Annotated in this window: 22 protein-coding genes; 19 read left to right on the forward strand and 3 right to left on the reverse strand. The window is 36.8% G+C overall.

Features of this window, described 5'->3' with window-relative positions; all coding sequences use genetic code 11:
- Positions 1-168: 168 nt before the first annotated feature.
- From Rain11_RS05705 to ybeY, 3 genes are all read left to right on the forward strand, one after another.
- Positions 169-1,107 carry an aminopeptidase gene (locus Rain11_RS05705; RefSeq protein ID WP_262502164.1) on the forward strand — a complete coding sequence of 313 codons (939 nt, stop codon included), beginning with the start codon at positions 169-171 and terminating at the stop codon, positions 1,105-1,107.
- 138 nt (positions 1,108-1,245) lie between these two features.
- Positions 1,246-4,398 (forward strand): T9SS type A sorting domain-containing protein, encoded by a 3,153-nt coding sequence (locus Rain11_RS05710; protein WP_101358386.1) that lies wholly within the window; start codon positions 1,246-1,248, stop codon positions 4,396-4,398.
- A 112-nt stretch (positions 4,399-4,510) separates the two neighbouring features.
- Positions 4,511-4,936, forward strand: coding sequence for an rRNA maturation RNase YbeY (gene ybeY, locus Rain11_RS05715; RefSeq protein WP_101358387.1), 426 nt, complete (start codon positions 4,511-4,513; stop codon positions 4,934-4,936).
- On the opposite strand, the gene Rain11_RS05720 is transcribed toward ybeY, so the two are convergent.
- Positions 4,919-6,133 carry a pyridoxal phosphate-dependent aminotransferase gene (locus Rain11_RS05720; RefSeq protein WP_101358388.1) on the reverse strand — a complete coding sequence of 405 codons (1,215 nt, stop codon included), beginning with the start codon at positions 6,131-6,133 and terminating at the stop codon, positions 4,919-4,921. The two genes, ybeY and Rain11_RS05720, sit on opposite strands and share 18 nt — an antisense overlap.
- 77 nt (positions 6,134-6,210) lie before the next feature.
- Between Rain11_RS05720 and Rain11_RS05725 the strand changes: the two genes are divergently transcribed.
- Genes Rain11_RS05725 through Rain11_RS05785 form a run of 13 tightly spaced genes read left to right on the forward strand, consistent with a single transcriptional unit; the run spans position 6,211 to position 17,355 of the window.
- Positions 6,211-7,206: a Gfo/Idh/MocA family protein gene (locus Rain11_RS05725; protein ID WP_243390548.1), complete on the forward strand. Its 996-nt coding sequence runs from the start codon at positions 6,211-6,213 to the stop codon at positions 7,204-7,206.
- Positions 7,207-7,212: 6 nt separating this feature from the next.
- Complete coding sequence (locus Rain11_RS13990) at positions 7,213-7,629, forward strand: hypothetical protein (protein ID WP_101358389.1); 417 nt, start codon at positions 7,213-7,215, stop codon at positions 7,627-7,629.
- 11 nt (positions 7,630-7,640) lie between these two features.
- Positions 7,641-8,792, forward strand: a complete 1,152-nt coding sequence (locus Rain11_RS05735; protein WP_165778083.1) for a glycosyltransferase family 39 protein — start codon at positions 7,641-7,643, stop codon at positions 8,790-8,792.
- The gene (locus tag Rain11_RS14140; RefSeq protein ID WP_101358391.1) at positions 8,744-9,238 is read left to right on the forward strand and encodes an acyltransferase; all 495 of its coding nucleotides are present in this window, start codon (positions 8,744-8,746) and stop codon (positions 9,236-9,238) included. Before Rain11_RS05735 ends, Rain11_RS14140 begins: the two co-directional genes overlap by 49 nt.
- A gap of 23 nt (positions 9,239-9,261) precedes the next feature.
- Positions 9,262-10,371 carry a DegT/DnrJ/EryC1/StrS family aminotransferase gene (locus Rain11_RS05745; RefSeq protein ID WP_101358392.1) on the forward strand — a complete coding sequence of 370 codons (1,110 nt, stop codon included), beginning with the start codon at positions 9,262-9,264 and terminating at the stop codon, positions 10,369-10,371.
- Between the two features lie 19 nt (positions 10,372-10,390).
- Complete coding sequence (locus Rain11_RS05750) at positions 10,391-10,948, forward strand: Uma2 family endonuclease (protein ID WP_101358393.1); 558 nt, start codon at positions 10,391-10,393, stop codon at positions 10,946-10,948.
- Between the two features lie 3 nt (positions 10,949-10,951).
- A complete protein-coding gene (locus Rain11_RS05755; protein WP_101358394.1) occupies positions 10,952-11,509 on the forward strand; it encodes a Uma2 family endonuclease in 558 nt (185 codons plus the stop codon).
- A 6-nt stretch (positions 11,510-11,515) separates the two neighbouring features.
- Complete coding sequence (locus Rain11_RS05760; protein ID WP_101358395.1) at positions 11,516-12,172, forward strand: Uma2 family endonuclease; 657 nt, start codon at positions 11,516-11,518, stop codon at positions 12,170-12,172.
- Between the two features lie 7 nt (positions 12,173-12,179).
- Positions 12,180-12,803 (forward strand): acetyltransferase, encoded by a 624-nt coding sequence (locus Rain11_RS05765; RefSeq protein WP_101358396.1) that lies wholly within the window; start codon positions 12,180-12,182, stop codon positions 12,801-12,803.
- The gene (locus Rain11_RS05770) at positions 12,803-13,717 is read left to right on the forward strand and encodes a glycosyltransferase (RefSeq protein WP_101358397.1); all 915 of its coding nucleotides are present in this window, start codon (positions 12,803-12,805) and stop codon (positions 13,715-13,717) included. The genes Rain11_RS05765 and Rain11_RS05770 overlap by 1 nt, the downstream gene beginning before the upstream one ends.
- Before the next feature lie 12 nt (positions 13,718-13,729).
- Complete coding sequence (locus Rain11_RS05775; RefSeq protein ID WP_101358398.1) at positions 13,730-14,731, forward strand: GDP-mannose 4,6-dehydratase; 1,002 nt, start codon at positions 13,730-13,732, stop codon at positions 14,729-14,731.
- Between the two features lie 24 nt (positions 14,732-14,755).
- On the forward strand, positions 14,756-16,231 hold the full coding sequence (locus tag Rain11_RS05780; protein ID WP_101358399.1) for a hypothetical protein: 1,476 nt from the start codon (positions 14,756-14,758) through the stop codon (positions 16,229-16,231).
- Positions 16,228-17,355 carry a DegT/DnrJ/EryC1/StrS family aminotransferase gene (locus Rain11_RS05785; protein ID WP_101358400.1) on the forward strand — a complete coding sequence of 376 codons (1,128 nt, stop codon included), beginning with the start codon at positions 16,228-16,230 and terminating at the stop codon, positions 17,353-17,355. The genes Rain11_RS05780 and Rain11_RS05785 overlap by 4 nt, the downstream gene beginning before the upstream one ends.
- Before the next feature lie 10 nt (positions 17,356-17,365).
- On the opposite strand, the gene bioA is transcribed toward Rain11_RS05785, so the two are convergent.
- Both bioA and folK read right to left on the reverse strand, forming a co-directional pair.
- The gene (gene bioA / locus Rain11_RS05790) at positions 17,366-18,703 is read right to left on the reverse strand and encodes an adenosylmethionine--8-amino-7-oxononanoate transaminase (protein WP_101358401.1); all 1,338 of its coding nucleotides are present in this window, start codon (positions 18,701-18,703) and stop codon (positions 17,366-17,368) included.
- Entirely contained in the window at positions 18,700-19,194 is a 495-nt protein-coding gene (folK, locus tag Rain11_RS05795; RefSeq protein WP_101358402.1) for a 2-amino-4-hydroxy-6-hydroxymethyldihydropteridine diphosphokinase, read from the reverse strand. The genes bioA and folK overlap by 4 nt, the downstream gene beginning before the upstream one ends.
- Before the next feature lie 93 nt (positions 19,195-19,287).
- Here folK and Rain11_RS05800 point away from each other — a divergent pair, with 93 nt between their 5' ends.
- The 3 genes from Rain11_RS05800 to Rain11_RS05810 are packed head-to-tail and all read left to right on the forward strand — an operon-like array spanning position 19,288 to position 21,074.
- Positions 19,288-20,202, forward strand: a complete 915-nt coding sequence (locus tag Rain11_RS05800) for a hypothetical protein (protein ID WP_101358403.1) — start codon at positions 19,288-19,290, stop codon at positions 20,200-20,202.
- Entirely contained in the window at positions 20,141-20,638 is a 498-nt protein-coding gene (locus Rain11_RS05805) for a Rab family GTPase (protein ID WP_101358404.1), read from the forward strand. Before Rain11_RS05800 ends, Rain11_RS05805 begins: the two co-directional genes overlap by 62 nt.
- A 28-nt stretch (positions 20,639-20,666) precedes the next feature.
- Positions 20,667-21,074: a hypothetical protein gene (locus tag Rain11_RS05810; RefSeq protein WP_101358405.1), complete on the forward strand. Its 408-nt coding sequence runs from the start codon at positions 20,667-20,669 to the stop codon at positions 21,072-21,074.
- The last annotated feature ends 19 nt before the right edge of the window (positions 21,075-21,093 follow it).

The raw sequence follows: 21,093 nt of genomic DNA on the forward strand, positions 1-21,093 counted from the left end.
GTCAATTTGTGGTCTGGAATTATTGCCTACAAATTCCTAGATAAAAAGCCCACTATTAGAGATTTTCAAGAAAAAAATCTACTTACAAATTTTGAACTTTTTCAAGATATTGCCGCTTAACTCACGTTATTTTTTGTAATTTATTATTGGAATTTACTGCTTTACGGGATAAGACAAGGCTATGGACAACTGCAAATTATTTGGAACACCCGCCCCATTAAAGAAATTTTACAAGATAGTACCACAAGCGATAGCCTCAAAAGCAAACTTCGTTACATTCAGGAAGTAAAGGATTTTGCAGAAAAAGAATTAGGCTTAAAGCAAACACAAAATTACACCACTTTTTACGACCAAAAAGGCAAACCTTTGCTTTGGGTAGTTACGGCTTGCAAGCCCTTTGAACTAACGCCTTACGAATGGAAATTTGGCTTTTTGGGCAAGTTTTCGTACAAAGGTCATTTTAACCGAAAGTATGCCGAAGCCGATTCGGCAGAGCTTGCCGAGCAGGGTTTTGATGTAGATATCAGCCAAGTGCGAGGTTGGAGTACTTTGGGTTATTTCAAAGACCCTGTTTTATCCTCAATGCTCGCTCTTTCCGAAGGCGAACTTGCCGAACTCATCATTCACGAGCTTACGCACAGCACCATTTACCTGAAAGATAGTGTCAATTTCAACGAAAATATTGCTTCTTTTGTAGGCAAAAAAGGGGCTATGCAGTTTTTAGAGAAAAAATTTGGCAAAAAAAGCCCTCAAATGAACTTTTACCTTGATGAGTTACACGACGACTCGCTCTACAACGCCTTTATGCTACAAAGCACCCAAGCCTTGGATAGCTTTTACAAAAGTCAATCTTTCCTTAAAAAAGATAGCATTGCAAAAAAAGAACTCAAAAGCACTTTCATAAAGCAAAAACTACTTCAACTTGTAAATATTTCTTTTCGTAATAAAACTTACAACACGGAAAAAATTAAAAAATTACAGATAAATAATACTTTTTTTATGTGGTATGTACGCTACAATATCCAAGAGCGGGAAATTGAAAAATTTTGGGTAGAACAATGTCAAAAAAATTGGCAAATTTTCTTTCAAAAACTCACTTCTATTTGATGTTCCTACATTATTTTTTTGCAAATTGAGCTTTAACAATATTATTTTTTTGTTAAAACCGATTTCTGCTGGTTACTATCTTTTATCTCATTGAATAAAGCTATGTAATTTTGCATTCACAAACAAAACTTTTTAGGTATGAAGAAAATTATTGCTTTGTTCTGTATCGGGGCTTTATTCTTGCTATTTTCCGAAGTAAATGGACAATTCATATATGAATACACAAACAACACATCAGGCAATCCTAATTCTGTTGCTGCGAATGCCACAGGAGGAAATCTCACAAGAGAAAATGGTGCTACCGCACCAGGATCACCTTGTAGTACAGGGTTTAGTTCAACTAGTCACTCGACTTCAGCTACATATTCTACCTCTCACACTGCTGTTCAAGTGATTCTAAGTGCTAACTCTGGATATAGCTTAAGTGTAACAGGATTTTCAGTAGGATTGAGGCGAAGTGGTTCAGGTCCTCAATCTGCAAGATTAGCTTACAGTGTTGATGGTGGCGTAACCTGGATTGACAAAGGATCTGATGACTCCCCTAATAATGCTGGATGTGGTACTACAACTACTGCTACTTGGACAACCTCCGTACCAACCACTAGTATTCGTTTTAGAGTATACCTATTTAACTCTGGTACAGGCAATTCTCAGATATTAAACCTATACATCAATGGCACTGTAGTACCGACAGCTCCTTCATTTTCCTTTGCTGCTTCTGCTACTTCTATTGCCGAAAACGGTGCTAACGTTAGTGTAGTGGTTAATCAAAGCACGGCGGCAGTCTGTAACGTAAACGTTGTTAGAATAGGAGGAACAGCCGTACCCAGTGTAGAATTCACATTTTCCTCACCTACAACACTTAATTTTGACGGCACAAGTACTACCCAAACTATCAATATTCCCATAATTGATGACTTTGTTGCCGATGGGAATAAGACTATTATTCTTGAGCTTCAATCGCCCACTGGAGGTTGTAGTATTGGTTCTCTTCATCAAATCACTATAACAATCATAGATGATGAAATATCCCCTTCAACTATTTTAGAACCAGGTGATGTAATGATAGTTGGAGTAGATGCGAAAGCTGGAGGTTGCGAAGCAAATCACAACGTAGATGTAATTGAGTGGATATGCTTTAAGAACATAACAACAGGCACAACAATTGATATTACCGATAACGGATATAGTGCCTCTACGGGTTTTTGGAGAAATTCTGAAGGAACAGTAAGAGCTACTTACAATGGACCTGGCATAACAGCTGGAACTAAAATTGTATTTAAAACTTATACTTCCGGAGATTTACCAACTGCACCTGATTGGTCTTTTTCAAATATCAATTTTCCTGGTACGAGTTTAGCCTTAAATATGGGTGGAGACCAACTTTACTTTATGCAAGGAGGTACTTGGAATATGGGAACGAGTGTTGGGAGTGCTGATGCGAGTTATGTAGGGGGTAAATTTCTATTTGCATTTTCAACTAATTCTGCTTGGAATGATTTTGAAATTCCTCCTTACAGTTCAAATAAATCGTATCATTCAAGTCTATATCCGAATATGCGTTGTTTCAGTGCCGCTCCAACTTCCGCCACTGACTGGTCAAGATATAATGGTGTAATAACAGCCGCTACTCAAAGAGAATGGATAGATAGGGTTAAAAATCCCTCTAATTGGACTTCCTATAGTAGCTGTACTAATTGGGCGGCTTCTCCATTTCCCGCTTCAGTTACTATAAATCCAGGAACTATGGTATCTGGCAAGTGGCTGGGCGGCTTTAATAGCAATTGGTTTGATTGCAATAATTGGGACGATTTTAGAGTACCTGATAATACAACTGATGTTTCCATAGAACTAACCACTGGTAATAATCCCACCATTGATGCAACAGCTTCCTATTCCGATGAATTTTCAGATATAGCCCAAGCGAGAAAACTCACAATAGCAAGTAGCACTAATAGAACCCTTACCTTTCCTGCCTCTGGCACGCATACATTAGAGGTCTATGGTAACTGGGATAACCAAAAGGGGCAAAGTTTCTTTACAGAAGGCAACGGCTCGGTGCATTTCCGAGGTGGACTTAATCAGACTATTACCACGCAAGGTGGTGTAGAGCGTTTTTATAACATCGTTTTCAATAAAACAGGCGGTAATGTAACACTCAATAGCACCAATGCTGAAATTTCAGGTTCTGCAACTTTTACAGCAGGCAGAGTCAATGCTCCTAATGCTACCACCGCAAGAATGGAGTTCTTGGATAATGCTACTACCACGGGAGCCAATAACAATAGCTACGTAAATGGTTGGGTTCGTAAAGTGGGGAACGATGCTTTTGTGTTCCCTGTGGGTGATGATGGTTTTTATGCTCCTATTGCTATTTCCGCTCCTGCAAACACCACCGACCATTTTACAGCTACCTACGACCGAGTGTATCCTACCCCTTATAGTATTCTTTCCAAAGACCCCACCCTTGACCACGTAGGTAACTGCGAACACTGGATTTTGAATAGAACCAATGGCACTTCCAATGTTTTTGTAGAGTTGAGCTACGACAATACTCGCAGTTGTGGCATTACCACGGGGCAAGAAAGTGCCTTACGAGTAGCCCGCTGGGACGGAGCCGTTTGGCGAGACCACGGCAACACTACTGCAACGCTTATTCCTACTAATGCTATTCGTAGCGGTGCCGCAATTAGTTCTTTTAGCCCTTTTACACTTGCAAGTGCTAATAGTTTCAATCCTCTGCCTTTGGAATTGCTTACCTTCAAAGGAAAAATCAATCACAAAGGCGAAGCTGAATTAACTTGGCAAACTGCCTCCGAGCTAAATATTGCAGGTTTTGAAGTGGAAAAATCTACTGACAATCGCGAGTTTCGTAAAATTGGCTTTGTAAATGCTAAAAATGCAAACCTCAATGCATACAGCTTCATAGATAAAGATTTTGCAGGTTTAAGCTATTACCGCCTCCGAGTGGTAGAAACCAATAAAACCTTCCGATATTCGCAAACCATCAGTTTGGATAAAACCAAAGCAGTACAACTACTCATTTACCCTAACCCTGCCTCCGAAAAAGATTTCGTAAGAGTGGCTCTTGGTGCAAGAAATGAAATAAACAGCATCAGCATACAAATTTTAAGTCAGACAGGTAAAATTCTTGCCGAAGTAGTCGGTAATTTGGAAACCACAGAAACACAACTTACCGAAAAATTGCAAAACTTGCCCAAAGGCTTGTATATCATACGTTTGCAAACAGAAAATGGCGAAATGCTAACTGCTAAATTTGTAAAGCAGTAACGTGAAATAAGAAACCAGCAAAAAAACATAGCCTCAAAAATTTTTGAGGCTTTTTTGTTGGGTTAAAATTTTATACCCATTTTTGTGAGGTTTCAGCAAAACCGCTTTCAGTATGGCAATACATTTTTTCGTGGAAAATATTTCATTCAAACTCACCAATGCTCTAAAAGTGAGGCGTTGGATAAAAGAAATTATTTTGCAAGAAAACTATCAGCTTGGCGAGTTAAATTTTATCTTTTGCAATGATGAATACCTGCATAAAATCAATGTTGAATATCTTGCCCACGACGATTACACAGATATTATTACGTTTGACAATTCAGATGAGAAAAATCTCATAGAAGGCGATATTTTCATTAGCGTAGAGCGAGTAAAAGAAAATGCTCAAAACCTACAAGTAAGTTTTGAGCAAGAATTACAACGTGTGATTATTCACGGAGTTTTACATCTTTTAGGCTACCAAGACAAAGCCCCACAAGAACAAGCTCAAATGCGAGCCAAAGAAGATGAGGCTTTGAAGTTATTTCAAACGATTTAGAGCTTCTTTCATACGTTTTACCCCCTCCACGAGTTTTTCATCTGCGGCGGCAAAAGAAATGCGTATGCAATTTTTAGCTCCAAACCCTTCACCATCTACGAGTGCCACGTAAGCCTCATTGAGCAAATACATACACAAGTCGTAAGCATTGCGAATAGTGGTTTTTCCATCAGATTTTCCGAAATAATAGCTCACATCAGGGAAAAGATAAAATGCCCCTTGTGGAACGTAAGTTTTGATAGTTGGCGTATCTTTCAGCAAGTCCAACACTAAATCTCTGCGGCGTAGATAGGCTTTTTTCATTTCTTGTGTAAAGGAAATATCGCCTGTAATGGCAGCCAGAGCCGCTTTTTGAGCTATTGAGCAAGTTGCCGAAGTAAATTGCCCTTGAATTTTGGTGCAGGCATCAGCAATAACCTTCGGTGCGGCAATGTAACCCACTCGCCAGCCTGTCATAGCAAAACTTTTAGAAAAGCCATTCACGGTAATAGTTCGGTTTTTGACATTTTCAAAAGCCCCAATGCTCCAATAATTCCTCTCAAAAGTGATGTACTCATAGATTTCATCAGCAATAATGTAAATATTTTCATAAGGGGCAAGAATATCCGCAAAAGCCTTCAGTTCCTCTTTGGAATACACCGTACCTGTGGGATTAGAAGGTGAAGAGTAAATCACAGCTTTGGTTTTAGGGGTAATAGCGTTTTGTAAGTCTTGGGGATTAACCTTAAAGCCATTTTCAATTTTGCCTTCTACAATCACTGCTTTGCCTTGTGCAAGTTGTATCATAGGAATATAGCTCACCCAATAAGGTGCAAAAACAATCACTTCATCACCCGGATTGATAAGTGCCAAAATCGTATTGATAAGCGACTGCTTCGCCCCTGTGGAAACTACAATATTTTCAGCTTTTACGTCTAACTGATTATCTCTACGAAGTTTAGCGGCAATGGCTTCGCGAAGTTCTAAAATCGCAGGTACAGGAGTGTAAAAAGAAAAATTTTCATCAATGGCTTTTTTAGCGGCTTCTTTGATGTATTCGGGGGTGTTGAAGTCGGGTTCGCCTAAGGTAAGATTGATTACATCAAAACCTTGAGCTTTCAACTGACGGGCTTTGGCAGCCATTTCCAAAGTTTGCGATTCGTGCAATTCTACAACTCTTTGCGAAAGAATGTGGGCTTGCGGGGTTTGGGTTGTCATTATGAATTAAATTTTTTGTGCAAAATTACGAAAATCTTTATCTTGCCACAAAGTTTGCACTTGATTTTTCCAAAATTATGAATGTTGGTATTATTGGCTATGGTTATTGGGGCAAAAACCTCGTAAGAAATTTTTACGCTCAAAAGAAAGCTACGCTCAAAGTAGTTTTAGATTTTGATAAATCAAAATTAGAAAATTTACAAAAATCTTATCCTACGGTAGAGGTAACTACTTCGTTAGAGGAGTTTCTCGGTAAAGTTGATGCAGTAGCGATTGCTACACCTGTTTTCACGCATTACGAGCTTGCCAAAAAATGCTTGGAAGCAGGTAAGCACGTAGTGGTAGAAAAGCCTATGACTTCGACTTATGCCCAAGCTCAAGAGCTTATCAATTTGGCAGAAAAGAAAGGGCTTATACTGATGTGCGACCACACCTTTCTCTACACAGGTGCAGTGCAAAAGATGAAAGAATTGGTAGAAAGTGGCACAATCGGTAATATCAATTACATTGACTCTACACGCATCAATTTAGGGCTTTTTCAACCTGATGTAAATGTATTGTGGGATTTGGCAGCACACGATATTTCTATTTGCTACTATCTGATGAACGAAAAACCAATAGCCGTGCAAGCCGTAGGTATTTCGCACACGAACAATGGCATTGAAAATATTGCTTATCTCACTTTGCACTTTGCTTCTAATAAAATTGCCCATTTTAATTGTTCTTGGAGTTCGCCCGTGAAGGTTCGGCAAATGCTTGTAGGCGGCGATAAAAAAATGATTGTTTGGAACGATTTGGAAGCCACCGAAAAAATTAAAGTCTATGATACAGGTTATGAGCTAAAAAACGAAGAAGATAAAACTAAAATTTTAGTAGATTATCGCGTAGGCGATATTTATGTGCCTAAATTAGAAGGTACAGAAGCTCTCTTTGCAATGGCACAAGACTTTACAGAAGCCATTTTACAAAGCAAAAAGCCACGAGCTACCGCTGAGATAGGAGCTTTGGTAGTGCAAATTTTAGAGGCTTCGCAGAAGTCGATTAAAAATAAAGGAGAAGAAGTAATTATTTAATAACTTATGCCTAAGAAAGTAATTATACCATTGTTGCTCTCTTTTCTATTGGTAGCAATTTTCGATGTCGCAGAATTTCAATTAAGAAAAGCCTATCCATCACCCGCTTATTCTTTATTCAGGGGTACCTCTTTCAATTCTATTGACAATGAGTACTACTTATCTTATACAAATAATTATCTGAAGGGACATGGTTGGCGCTTTTCGATGTATAGCATGCAAAACAGCGATGAGCCTGTAGGTAAAGGCAGCTATTTTAGACGTGTACCTGGGTATCCTTTGCTTTATTTCGTATTTGTTAGTTTATTTGGATACCATTGGGGCTTAGTAGTTCTGATTATTGTCCAACATTTACTTTTTTTTGCTTCCGTATATTGTTTTTATCAAAAATTCTTTGCTTCTTGCGTTTCTCAAAAATTGTAAAAATTTTGATGATGTCTTCTTATATCATCTTACCTTATTTCTATAGTTATGCTTTCTATACCTTAACAGAAAGTATTTCGCCTTTGCTTTTCATATTTTTTCTTTACTTTTTACTCAAAGCTAACAATCGTGAAAAGGATAAAGTACTTAACTATGCCATAGCCTCGTTTTTTTTAGGATACGCCATTCTCACACGCCCTTACATGGGGCTTGCAGGACTGATTTTATTGTATTTTTTGAATAAAGATTATCCCATTACCCAAAAATTACAACACCTAAAAACAAACTTTTTGATTTTCGCGGTAGCAGGTGTTATGCTAATGACTTGGGCGGTACGAAATTGGTTGATTACAGGCAAACTTGTATTTTTAGAAAAAGCAACACACCCCGAAAACTTAGACCGTGTAAAACCTGAATTTAACGCTCTCTGGAACTTTGTAAAATGCTGGGAACCTGACGGCGATAAAATGAATGAAATTCATTTGGGTATGTTTTATGCCGCCATAAAAAAAGGGGATACAAGCCAAGTGTATCGCGAGAAGTTTGTAGCAAAAATACCTAACTACATTACCCAAATAATTGATAAAACAGAAATCAATCAATCGCTTATAGCTTACCAAACTTTATTGCTTTCCCAAAAGCCCTATTTTGATAAAAATATTCCCATGCCTTCGGAATATACAGCCGAGCAGTGGAAAGTAGCCGCTCTCTTTGATGGGTTTGTAAGTAGGTTTAAGCAAAGATACCCTTTCAGATATTATGTACTTAATCCACTTAAACAATTGGGGCTGATTGTTTTGCACTCCAACACAGCACACATTTACTGTTTTCAAGAGCCATTCAGGCACATTCAGATATTGAATATTGTTAGGTATTGTTTAGTTGTGTTTCACATATCGCTTTACGTAATTATGTTTCTGAATCTTTGGTGGATAAGGACTAATTTCAAAGAAACACTAATTGTTAGCATTACGCCTTTGTTGTTAGTTTTATTTTTTATGTTTATATTTCAGGCTGTTGAACAAAGATATATGCTTCCTTTCTTGCCAGCTCTCTTTGTAGGGTTGGGTTTCTTTTTACAAAAGACAAATTTAGTAGATAAAACCATTAAATTATGCAAATCCTTAACATTGAAAACGAACGACAGTCTATCAGCAACGTAAAAGTCGGCGAAAATGTAAAAATTTTTAAGTTTGTCAATTTGTACGGATGCGAAATTGGCGACGGTTCAAAAATCGGTTCTTTTGTAGAAATACAAAAAGGAGCTATCATTGGTAAGAACTGCAAAATCTCGTCTCATACGTTTATTTGCGAAGGCGTAAAAATCGGAGATGGCGTTTTTGTAGGGCATAATGTAAGTTTTATCAACGATATGCTTCCGCGTGCTGTAAATGCTGACGGTTCTCTACAAACCGAAGCCGACTGGAAACTAGTTGAAACCATTGTTGAAGACCGAGCCAGTATTGGCACAGGAGCCACTATTTTAGGCGGAATAAAAATCGGTAAAAATGCCGTAGTAGGTGCAGGAGCCGTCGTAACCAAAGACGTGCCTGACAATGCCATAGTAGTAGGAAATCCTGCCAAGGTAATTAAATTTATTGAAGCATAGACAAACGAAGAAATTAAAAATATATGACTGAAACCACCTACAAAATCCCGTTTCTTGACCTCAAACGTCAGTATCAAAGCATCAAAACCGAAGTTTTTGCCCGCTTTGAGGAAGTTTGTGAAAACACCGCTTTCTCAGGCGGCAAGTATGTAGAAGAATTTGAAAAACATTTTGCTAACTACTGCCAAACACAATTTGCTTTGGGAGTAGATAATGGCACTTCGGCTTTGCACTTGGCTATGCTGGCTTTGGGTATTGAACAAGGTGATGAGGTAATTGTACCCGCTAATACATTTATCGCTACAGCTTGGGGCGTAAGCTACTGCAATGCTACCCCTGTTTTTGTAGATTGTACCGCCGACACGTGGGAAATTGATGCCTCTAAAATTGAAGAAAAAATAACGCCTAAAACCAAAGCCATCGCAGGCGTTCACCTCTACGGACAACCTTTTGATATTGATGCTGTAAAAACAATTTGTGAAAAGCACAATTTATTTCTCATTGAAGATGCCGCACAAGCCCACGGAGCCTATTACAAAGGCAAACGAGTAGGCGGTTTTGGTGAAATGGCTTGTTTTAGTTTCTACCCAGGTAAAAATTTGGGGGCTTATGGCGAAGCAGGCGGAATTACAACGAACAACGAAAAATATTACAAATACATTCAAAGTCTGCGAAATCACGGCTCGGTAGTGCGGTATTACCACGACGAAATTGGCTATAATATGCGTATGGGCGGGCTGGAAGCCGTAAGTTTAAGTGTAAAACTCAAATATTTAGACGCTTGGAACAACCGCCGAAAAGAAATAGCCAAACGATACCAAACTGAAATCAAAAATTCGGCTATCCGAATGCAACACCAGCCCGAATTTGCCGATTCAGTGTATCATTTATTCGTGGTAACTACCGAAAAACGAGATGATTTGATGAAATATCTCCACGAAAAAGGAATTTTCCCAGGTTTGCATTACCCTGTGCCTTGTCATCTGCAAAAAGCGTACGCTCATTTGGGCTACCAAAAAGGCGACTGCCCCAATGCAGAGTATCTGGCAGAACATTGCCTCACATTACCTATGTTTGCCGAACTTACCGATGAGGAAGTAAGTTATATCATTGAAGTTTTGAATACTTACTAAAATTTTGTAAATTCGGGCTATGGAAACTCTGCTCAAAACATACACCTATCAAGATTTTCACAACGAATTTCCCGCAGAAACTCGTTGTGAAATTATTGATAATGAACTTTTTATGCCTCCTGCCCCTAATACCGAACATCAAGATATTTCACGCGATTTGAGCGTAGAAATTCTTTTATTTGTCAGAAATAAACAACTAGGTAAAATTTACATAGCTCCCTTTGATGTTATTTTAGACGAAAACAATGTCGTTCAACCTGATATTATTTTTATTTCAAACGAAAACTTAAAGCATCTTACTAAACGTGGTTTTGAGGGAGTGCCTGATTTAGTTGTGGAAATTATTTCGCCCTCTACATTCTATCGCGACAGCGTAGAAAAAAAAGACCTTTACGAGCAATTTGGCGTAAAAGAATACTGGATTGTAGAACCCGCTAATAAGGTGATTGAAATTTTTACTTTACAAAATGGCAAGTACATTTTGCACCAATTTATAGCTGAACAAGGCAAAGTACAATCTAAACTACTACAAGGCTTTGAAGTGGATTTGAAGGATATTTTCCCTCAAAATATGTAAGCTATGGAAACTTTGCTCAAAACATACACTTATCAAGATTTGCTGAACGAATTTCCCACAGAAACTCGTTGTGAAATCATTGCTAACGAACTTTTTATGCCTCCTGCCCCTAATACCGAACATCAATTTATTTCAAGAGATTTGAGTGTTGAATTACACTTATTTGTAAAGAGAAACCAAAAAGGACAAGTAGCCGTAGCTCCGTTTGATGTTATTTTAGACGAAAACAATGTCGTTCAACCTGATATTGTTTTTATTTCAAACGAAAACTTAAAATATCTTACCAAGCGAGGCTTTGAGGGCGTGCCTGATTTGCTTGTAGAAATTATTTCGCCTTCTACGTTCTACCGCGATAGCGTTGAAAAAAAAGACCTCTACGAGCAATTTGGCGTAAAAGAATACTGGATTGTAGAACCCGCTAATAAGGTGATTGAAATTTTTACTTTACAAAATGGCAAGTACATTTTGCACCAATTTATAGCTGAACAAGGCAAAGTACAATCTAAACTACTACAAGGTTTTGAAGTTGATTTGAAGGATATTTTTACCACCCAAGTTTGAGATATTATGCTAAGCGAAGTAAAAACTTATACTTTTGAAGACTTCTTGAAATTTTATGAACGGCTGGGCGAGTCGGGCGGTTTTGAATTTTCCGATGGTTTGATTTGGGACAAATTCGCAGGAAAACCCGTTGAAGAAAGCATTATTGATTTTATCCTTTCTGATAATTTTAACGTCGAAAACCTACTTTTTTTCCAAACTATGCCCACGCAAAAACACGATGATTTACTGGCAAACCTTATGTTTTTTTTAGCTTCTATGCTGAAAGAGAAAGGCTTTGCAATTTATCCACAAAAAACGGCTATTGCAAAAAATAGTGAGGACGGATTTAGAGAACCTGATTTAGTAATTGTAAATTGGAAAGAACAAAAACGAAACAAATATCATCAAGTCTTAAATCCTGTGATGCTTGTGGAAGTGCTTTCTAAAAGCACTAAACATATAGATTTAGGCGAAAAAGTGTTGGAATACCAAGCTATACCCAGTTTACAAACCTACTTGATTATTTGGCAAGATGAACCCAAAGCGGTTATTTATACTCGTAAAGCTGAAAAAGTATGGGAAGAACGCATCTATGAAAGTTTGCAAGAAACGATAGAGCTTACTTATTTTGATGTAAAATTACCTTTGAAACAAGTGTATGAAAACATAAATTTTGAGTAAAATAATAATGACACCTTTGTTGATATTTCCTTGTGGCGGCAATAGCATAGAAGCCTTAGATTGCATTGATGAAAGCAAATACCGAGTAATTGGCTTTGTTGATGATAATCCTGAAAAAATTGGAAAAAAATATTTTGATATAGAAGTTTTTGATAGAACTGCTTTTGAATGTTTCCCCGATGCCAAAGTGCTTGCTTGTATAGGAAGCCCTTATAATTTTAAGAAAAGAGGCGAAATCATTGCAAGTTTAGGCGTAGCCAAAGAAAGATTTGTAAATATTATTCATCCTTCGGCGAAAGTTTCTAAATTTGCCACAATTGGCACAAACTGCCTGATTATGGCAGGCGTAGTTATCTCGGCAAATGCTAAAATTGGTGATAATGTGATTATTCTGCCTAATAGCGTTATCCACCACGATACGGAGATAGGAGATAACACCTGCATTGGCTCAAATATAGTAGTGGCGGGCTTTACGAAAATTGGTAAAAACTGCTACATAGGTAGCGGTTCAAATATTATCAATAATATTTCCGTTGGTTCAAATACCCTTATCGGAATGGGTACAAATGTGGTTAAGTCCGTGGGAGAAAACAAAAAAATAGTAGGTAATCCTGCAAGAGAAATACAATAATGGTACAAATAACTATCCTTATTCCCTTCCTCAACGAGTCAGCTAATATTCCTTTTTTAGTGCAATCTTTGGGAGAATTTTGCAAAAAAAATAAGGAATTAAATTTTGAAGTGATTTTTATTGATGATGGCTCTACGGATAATTCTTTAGAACTATTGCAACAACAAAAACATGAATTTTATACCTGTAAAATTATCAAACTTTCTAAAAATTTTGGCTCTCACGCCGCTTTGCGGGCAGGTATTTTGCACGCACAAGGTAAATACATTACTTTTATGTATGCCGATTTGCAAGACCCGCTGGAGCTTGTTGTAAAACTGCATCAAGAAATTACTGAAAAACAAAAAGAAATTATTTGGGCTTACCGAAATGAAAAACAAGGTTGGTTTTCAGGGTTTTATGCCAAACTAATGAAAAAATTTGCCGTAAAAAATTTCCCTGAAAATGGTTTTGATATTGTGATGTTTAGCCAAAAAGTACAAAAATTACTCAACGAAAACATAGAGGCTAATTCTTCTATTTTTTTGCAAATACTTACATTGGGCTTCCCGCAAAGTTCTATCACTTACCCAAAACAACCTCGCAAAGCAGGAAAATCTAAATGGACTTTGGCAAAAAAAATCAAATTGATGATTGATAGCTTTGTTGCTTTTTCTTTTTTTCCTATTCGTTTGGTGAGTGTGATAGGAATTTTACTCTTTATATTCGGTACTTTATTTGCCTTTTATCTGATTGCCCGAAAAATTATCTTTGATGACATCAAAGAAGGTTGGACGGCTTTGGCTTCAATACTAATGATTGGATTTGGTATTACAAATATCTCTTTGGGTATTATTGCAGAATATTTGTGGCGTACATTAGACGCTTCTCGCAATAGACCCGTGTTTATTATTGATAAGATTATTGAAAATTAAAAACAAAAAAATATGAAAATCCTCATCACTGGCGGAGCAGGTTTTATTGGTTCGCATCTTACCGATACATTATTAGCCGAAGGACATTCCGTAAAAGTAATTGATAATTTAAGAAACGGTAGGTTAGAAAATCTTGCTGAAGCCCAGAAAAATCCCAACTTTGAATTTCTGAAAGGTGATATTTTAGAAAAAAATGACTGCCTGAAAGCCTGTGAAGGAGTTGAAGTTGTTTTTCATTTGGCTTGTTTGGGGGTTCGGCATTCTATTCATAGCCCATTTGAAAACCATCGTGTAAATGCCGAAGGAACACTCAACGTGCTTCAAGCCGCTTTACAACATAAAATCAAGCATTTTTTCTATATCTCTACTTCCGAAATTTACGGCAAAACCCAAGAATTTCCTATTTCTGAAACTGCCCCTACTGTGCCTCTCACCGTGTATGGAGCAAGCAAATTGGCAGGTGAGCATTATACGCTTTCTTACAAAGAATGTTACGGACTTTCCGTAACGATTTTACGTATTTTCAACAATTACGGACCCCGAGCCCATTACGAAGGCGATGCCGGTGAGGTTATTCCCAGAAGTATCGTGAGAGCTTTGTACAACGAAAAACCTGTAATTTTTGGCGATGGCAGTATTACTCGTGATTTCTTTTTTGTGAAAGATACTGCCAAAGCTCTTTCCCAACTTTTGAAAATGCGTTTTTCTGAAAATGGCGAGCGGCTTAACGGCGAAACTATCAACGTTGGGACAGGCGTAGAATACTCACTCAAATTCCTTTTAGAAAATTTACTCAAAGTGATGGGTAAAGAAAACTTGGGTATAGATTATTTGCCTGCACGTCCTGCCGATGTGCCTCGTTTGTGGGTAAATGCCCAAAAATTCTATAAACTTACTAATTTCAAATCCGATTACACCTTTGAGCAAGGTTTGCAAGAAACCATTGCTTATTATGAGAAATTAGCCGAAACAAAAAATCTTTTAGCTGAAATTAAAATTGAAAATTGGAAGTAAAATGCCCCAAATCCGTAGCCAATTATGAAAAAAATACGCATAAACTATATTTATTTCCTAATAGGAGCAATACCTATCCTTTTTTATATTTTTGGTGTCTTTTACGATAATATCAGATTTAATAATGGACTTGGCTTTGATGGAGCTACTTACGGATATTACGTAAAGGAGTGTATTGTGCAAAATATTAACAACTATTATGCTCATAGAATTCTCCCAAGTCTGATTACTAAACTTTTCCTTAATATTTTTAATATAGTTCCTACCGACGAAACTATTTTTACAACTTTTCACATACTCAATATTGTTTTTTTTACATTTTCAATAGTTTTATTTTTCAAAATATCGCAAAAGACAAATATGAGTTTGAAGCGGTCTTATTTTGTTATCACACTAGTATTTTTCAACTTTTTTTTCCTAAAAAATGCTCCTTTCTATCCAGTTTTAACTGATTACTCAGCTTTTTTTTTAAGTACATTACTACTATACTCATACATATTCAATAAACCTATTCTAACTTTTTTTTGTTTCTTATCGGGTGTACTTACTTTCCCTACAATAGCTCCGATGGTTTTTGTGTTATTTTTTGTCAAGAAAAATAATAGTATTCAAGCTCATAATAACCTACTAACTCGCTTGATAATCTGGATGCAAAAAAAAAGAGTTATTACGATCGTCATATATTTGATACCTCTTATTTATGCATATTTAGCATTGAGACTGTTATTTGTTTGGATACCTGATATTTCCAATTATTACTTTTGGAGTACAGAAAAATTAAATATTATTATCTCCATTATTTCAATGATAACAAATGTTTTAGTTTTAATTACGCTTCTATATACTTACTCTAACTATCTCCAAAAAAAACTTATTACTATATCAAAAGAGTGGGATACAAATTTATCATACCTTTTCATATTGATTTCTTGTTTGATATTGATAGAAACTATTTTGAAATATTTCGTAATTAACCCAGAAATTCAATCACCTACAAATTCAATAAAATTGATAGAAACAATTTTATTGATGTCTGTTCAAAGACCCTTATTAGCTATTTTTAGTCACATATTTCACTGGGGAGGATTAGTTATTATCAGTTTAATATTTTACAAAAAAATTATCGAAAATGCAGAAAAATATGGATACGGAATGTTACTGTTATTGATGATGCACTCAGTTTTATTTATTTTTATATCTGAAACAAGACTTTTAATAGGTTTTTTACCTTTCTTAGCATTTCTAACAGCTATAAGCATTCCTGAAAATGTATTAAGCACAAATTTTTTAGCAATTCATTCTATTATTTCCGTAATTATTTCTAGATTTTGGTTAAAATTTGATGACTTAGGAATCTCAAGTGATATTAATCTTGATAGCTGGTATTTTTTAGGAGGTCCTTGGACAAAAGATAAAGGCTATTTTATATTAGCTATTGTTTCTATTATACTTTTTCTGGTATACGGCTTACTAACAAAAAAAAATCTTAAAACCTTATGAAAATCCCCGTAGCCAAACCATACCTTGATAGCCAAGAGGCTCAATATGCTTACGATACCATTCTGACAGGTTGGGTAACGCAAGGTCCTAAGGTAGCCGAATTTGAAGAAAAATTTGCCGCCTACACAGGTACAAAGTATGCCGTTGCGGTTTCTAATTGCACTACCGCACTGCATTTGGCAATGATTGTTGCAGGCGTTCAGGCGGGCGATGAGGTCATCTGTCCTTCGCTTTCATATATTGCTACGGCAAATTGTATTCGGTACGTAGGAGCAAAAGCTGTTTTCGCAGAAGTCAATACCGAATATAATTTGGATATTGAAGACGTAAAACGTAAAATTACACCCCAAACCAAAGCCATTCTGATAGTGCATCAAATTGGTATGCCTGCCGATATTGACGAGTTTCAAGCTCTTTGCAAAGAAAAAAATTTGGTTTTGATTGAAGATGCCGCTTGTGCCGCAGGTTCGGCGTACAAAGGTAAAAAAATTGGCTCGCATAGCGATTTGGTTTGCTTTTCTTTTCACCCACGCAAAGTAATTACCACAGGCGACGGCGGTATGATAACCACTTCAAAAGAAGATTACGCCCAAAGGCTCAAACTACTTCGCCAACACGGAATGGCTATCAACGATAGAGTGAGGCACGAAAGCAACAAAGTCCTTATTACCGACCACTTGGAAGTAGGCTACAACTACCGAATGACCGATATTCAAGCCGCAGTAGGTATCAAACAACTCGAAAAATTGGATTGGATTGTAGCCGAACGCCGAAAAATTGCTTTTCAGTACCACGAGGCTTTTGCCGATATTGACTGCCTCCGCCTGCCTTACGAAAGAGAGGGATATTTTTCAAATTATCAATCGTATTCGGTGTATTTGAAAGAAAATTGCCCTATCAACCGCGATGAGCTAATGCAAAAACTTCTTGATGTAGGCATTGCTACGCGTTCGGGCGTAATGACCGCTCACCGCGAAACGGCTTACAAAGGTTATTCCGATATAATACTACCTGTTTCAGAAGATTTATGTGACAGAAGCATCATTTTGCCCTTGTATGTACCTATGCCCCAAGAGGAAATCAGCTATGTAATTGAACATTTTAGGAAGTTTTTAGGGAAATGATGATAAGAGGCTATAACTGCAAAAAATCATTTATTTCTCTGTAAATCCACTCCAACTCCTCTTTTTCAATGCAATAAGGAGGCATCACGTATAAAACATTTCCCAAAGGACGTAGTAAAATATTTTTAGCCAAAAAATATTTGTATATGTCTTTTGCCATATTATTGAAATAGTTTGTTTCCTCTAGGCTTTTAAGCTCAATAGCAAGAATAGTACCCAAAATTTGTACTTTGGCAAAACGCTTTTGTGAGCGAATTTGAGCCTCAAAAGATGTGTGCATTTCTGTAATTTGATGAATTTTCTGTAAAGTTTCCTTTTGCAAAAGCAAATCTAAACTGGCATTAGCCGCCGCACAAGCCAATGGATTGGCGGTGTAGGAATGTCCGTGGTAAAAAGTTTTTGTTTTTTCTGCAGAACGAAACGCCGATATTACCTTTTCTGTGCAAGTAGTAACCCCCAAAGGCATTACCCCACCTGTGATACCTTTGGAAAGACACATAATATCAGGCTGATGTGAGCAGTATTCAGAAGCGAAAAGTTTGCCTGTTCTACCAAAGCCTGTCATTACTTCATCGGCAATACAAAGAATTTCATATTTCTGAGCTATACGCAAAAGTTCATTTAAAATTTCAGGGCTATACATACGCATACCTGCGGCTCCTTGCACCAAAGGTTCATACATAAAAGCCGCTATTTTGCCTGTTTCAGCAAGTTCTTGCATTTTTTGAATGGTAGCCCTTGCTGAAAAACACTGAATATTATTTCGTTTCCCTGCACAACAAGCTACTTCATAACAAGCAGGAAAAGGCAAAAAATGAACATCAAAAAGTTTTTCTAAAAATGGTTTATTAAATAAATTTCGTTCAGCGACAGACATTCCGCCGAAAGTATCCCCGTGATAAGCCCCTTGCAAAGCAATGATTTCCGTTCGCTGTGCCTCACCTAAATTGTACCAATATTGCAAAGCCATTTTAATGGCTACTTCACAGGCTGTGCTTCCGTTATCAGAAAAAAATACTTTACTTTGGTTGGAAGGTAAAATAGCCAGCAAACGTTCTGCAAGTTTTACCGCAGGTTCGTGTGTGAAACCTGCAAAAATCACGTGTTCTAATTTTTGAGCCTGCTCAAAAATTGCTTTTGCAATGTGAGGGTGGCTGTGCCCGTGTAGATTCACCCACCAAGAAGCAATAGCATCTAAAATTTTTTGTCCATCTTCGGTGTAAAGATACGCCCCTTCCGCTTTTACAATGGGTAAAGGAGGTTCGCTCCCCACAAGAGGCGTAAAAGGATGCCAAATATAGGCTTGGTCTTTGCGTAGTATTTCAGAATATAAGTTTGTTTCAATCATAGCTTAGGTTTTTCAAATTCATAGAGCCAAACTTCAAGCATATCAGAACATTCCTGAAGAAGTTCTTGATTGTTTTTTTGAAAAACAGGATGCAGAAAATCAGAAGCTATTTCTACGAGTGGTACTAAGGTAAAACGCCTTTGATGTAAAAAGGGATGCGGTATTTGCAAATTTTCACTTTGAATAATTAAATTTCCAAAATACAAAATATCAATATCAATGGTACGAGCCTGCCATTTTGTTTTTCGCTCCCTGCCCAAAGATTTTTCAATACTTAAAATTTCTGTAAGCAAATTTTCGGCAGAAAGCGTAGTTTGCATTTCAAGAACACAATTCAAGAAATTAGCTTGCTCTAAATTACCCCAAGGTTTGGTTTCGTAAATGGAAGAAATTTTAAGGATTTTTCCCAAGTTTTCCAATTTTCGTATCGCCTCTTTCAGAAAAAATACTCTATTTCCTTCATTGCTTCCCAAAAGAATAAAAACTCGCATTACTTTGTTTTTTTCGCCAAAAATACAAATATTTGCAGAATGAAACGATAAAAATAAGTTCAAGGTTCAAAAGGCTCTCAAACCATTTTACTAATGAATGACGCATTTGAAAAGGTAAATGTTTTCTTTGATATGTTTGAGGAAATCTTGCAAAAACAAAATTTGCAAGTACAGGAAAAAATTTCCCAAGAAATTCGTAGTATCAAAGAGAGTTTACCGAAGGAGGAAGAGAAAATTTTACACAAACTTGAACCTATTTTAGAGGAAAAAATTGAAAAAGTAAAAAATGAAGTTGGTAAGCTCAATAATATCAGCACGGCAATTAAGCGAGAAATTCGCGAATCGCAACCCGAAATGATTGATGCCCTCTACCCTATCATTGGCAAACTGGTACAGAAATTCATCAAAACAGAATTAGAAAAACTTAATGAAAATATCAACAAACAAATTGATAATAGCTTCTCGTGGCAAGCGTTTCGCAGAGAGTTTTTGAGCCTTTTTGGTATAAAGCAAGAGGAGATACTTTTAGCACAAGCCTCGCAAGCTACTATTCAAGAGTTTTTTGTAATTTGGCAAAATTCAGGTATTTTGCAAGCACATTATAGCCAAACAGACGTAGTTGATGACGATATGGTAGCAGGTATGCTTACGGCTATCAAATCTTTTGTCAATGATGCTTTTGGCAATAAAGCCGATTTAGAAATGCTGGAATATGGCAATCTCAAAATGTTTGTGTATAGTGCGGTACGCTTTTATTTAGTTGCTGTTGTTTCAGGAGTGGTAGATAAGAGTTTTGAGGAGCGTCTGCAAAGTTATATGCAACTTTTTTATGAAAAACATTTGAGCCAGCGTTCTGATGAGGAAATCCAACAAACCGATTTGAATAGCTTGCTTAAAAAACATATTGAAGACTTTCCACACTATAACCTAATTGCTCAAAAAATCAATGAATACAGGAAAAACGTACAGCAAAAAAGTCATTTTAATTGGAAATTTTGGCGTTGGTAAAACCTCTCTTACCAAACGCTTTGTATATCAAAAATTTTCAGAAGAGTATCTAACCACTTTGGGTGTAAAAATTGATAAAAAGGTGGTAGAAATCGGCGAAGATATTGTAAATTTGATGATTTGGGATATTGCAGGCGAGGTTACGCAAACGCGTGTAAATACATCGTACTATCTAGGCTCAAATGGTATTCTGTACGTATTTGATGTAACTCGTCCTTCTACTTATGAGCAAATGCAAGCCGATATTGAGTATGTACAAAAAATTTTGCCCAATGTGCCTATTCTCAAAATTGCTAATAAAGCGGACTTAATCAGTCCTGAACAGCTCAAACAACTGCCTGTAAGTTATGATTTTCTTTGCAGTGCCAAAACAGGTGAAAACGTTGAAAATGCCTTTTTAGCCCTTGCCGAAGCTATGATTGGAAAAAAAATTTGAATTTGCACAAGTTTAAGAGCTTGAAAGAATGAAAATCAACTATCAAGATATTTTTGAACAAGCCCACTGCCTTTTTGCAAGAGATACACATCTGGCAATGCTTTTGGACGTGAATGCCCGAATTTTGCATAGCAATAATTCTTTTGTAAATTTGGAAGATAGCTACGGGCAATCAGTTTATACGCTTTTCCCATTTTTAGAACATTTACTCTCTGTGGATATTCAGGAAGTGAGTATCAATTTCATTGAAACAGAATTATACGATAAATTGATGCAATTTCGCTGTATTATTCGTTTTTTTGAGCAATATGGAGAGCAATTTTATTTTGTAATAATACAAGATGTTTCGTGGTATCATAACGAGCTTAAAAAAATACAACAGGAACGAAACGAGTTTTATTTAGAACGTGAAAAAATGTTGAAAAAAGAAAAATAAGGCTTTTACTAAAAACAAG

The organism is Raineya orbicola (genome assembly GCF_002843425.1).
GTDB classification, from domain to species: domain Bacteria; phylum Bacteroidota; class Bacteroidia; order Cytophagales; family Thermonemataceae; genus Raineya; species Raineya orbicola.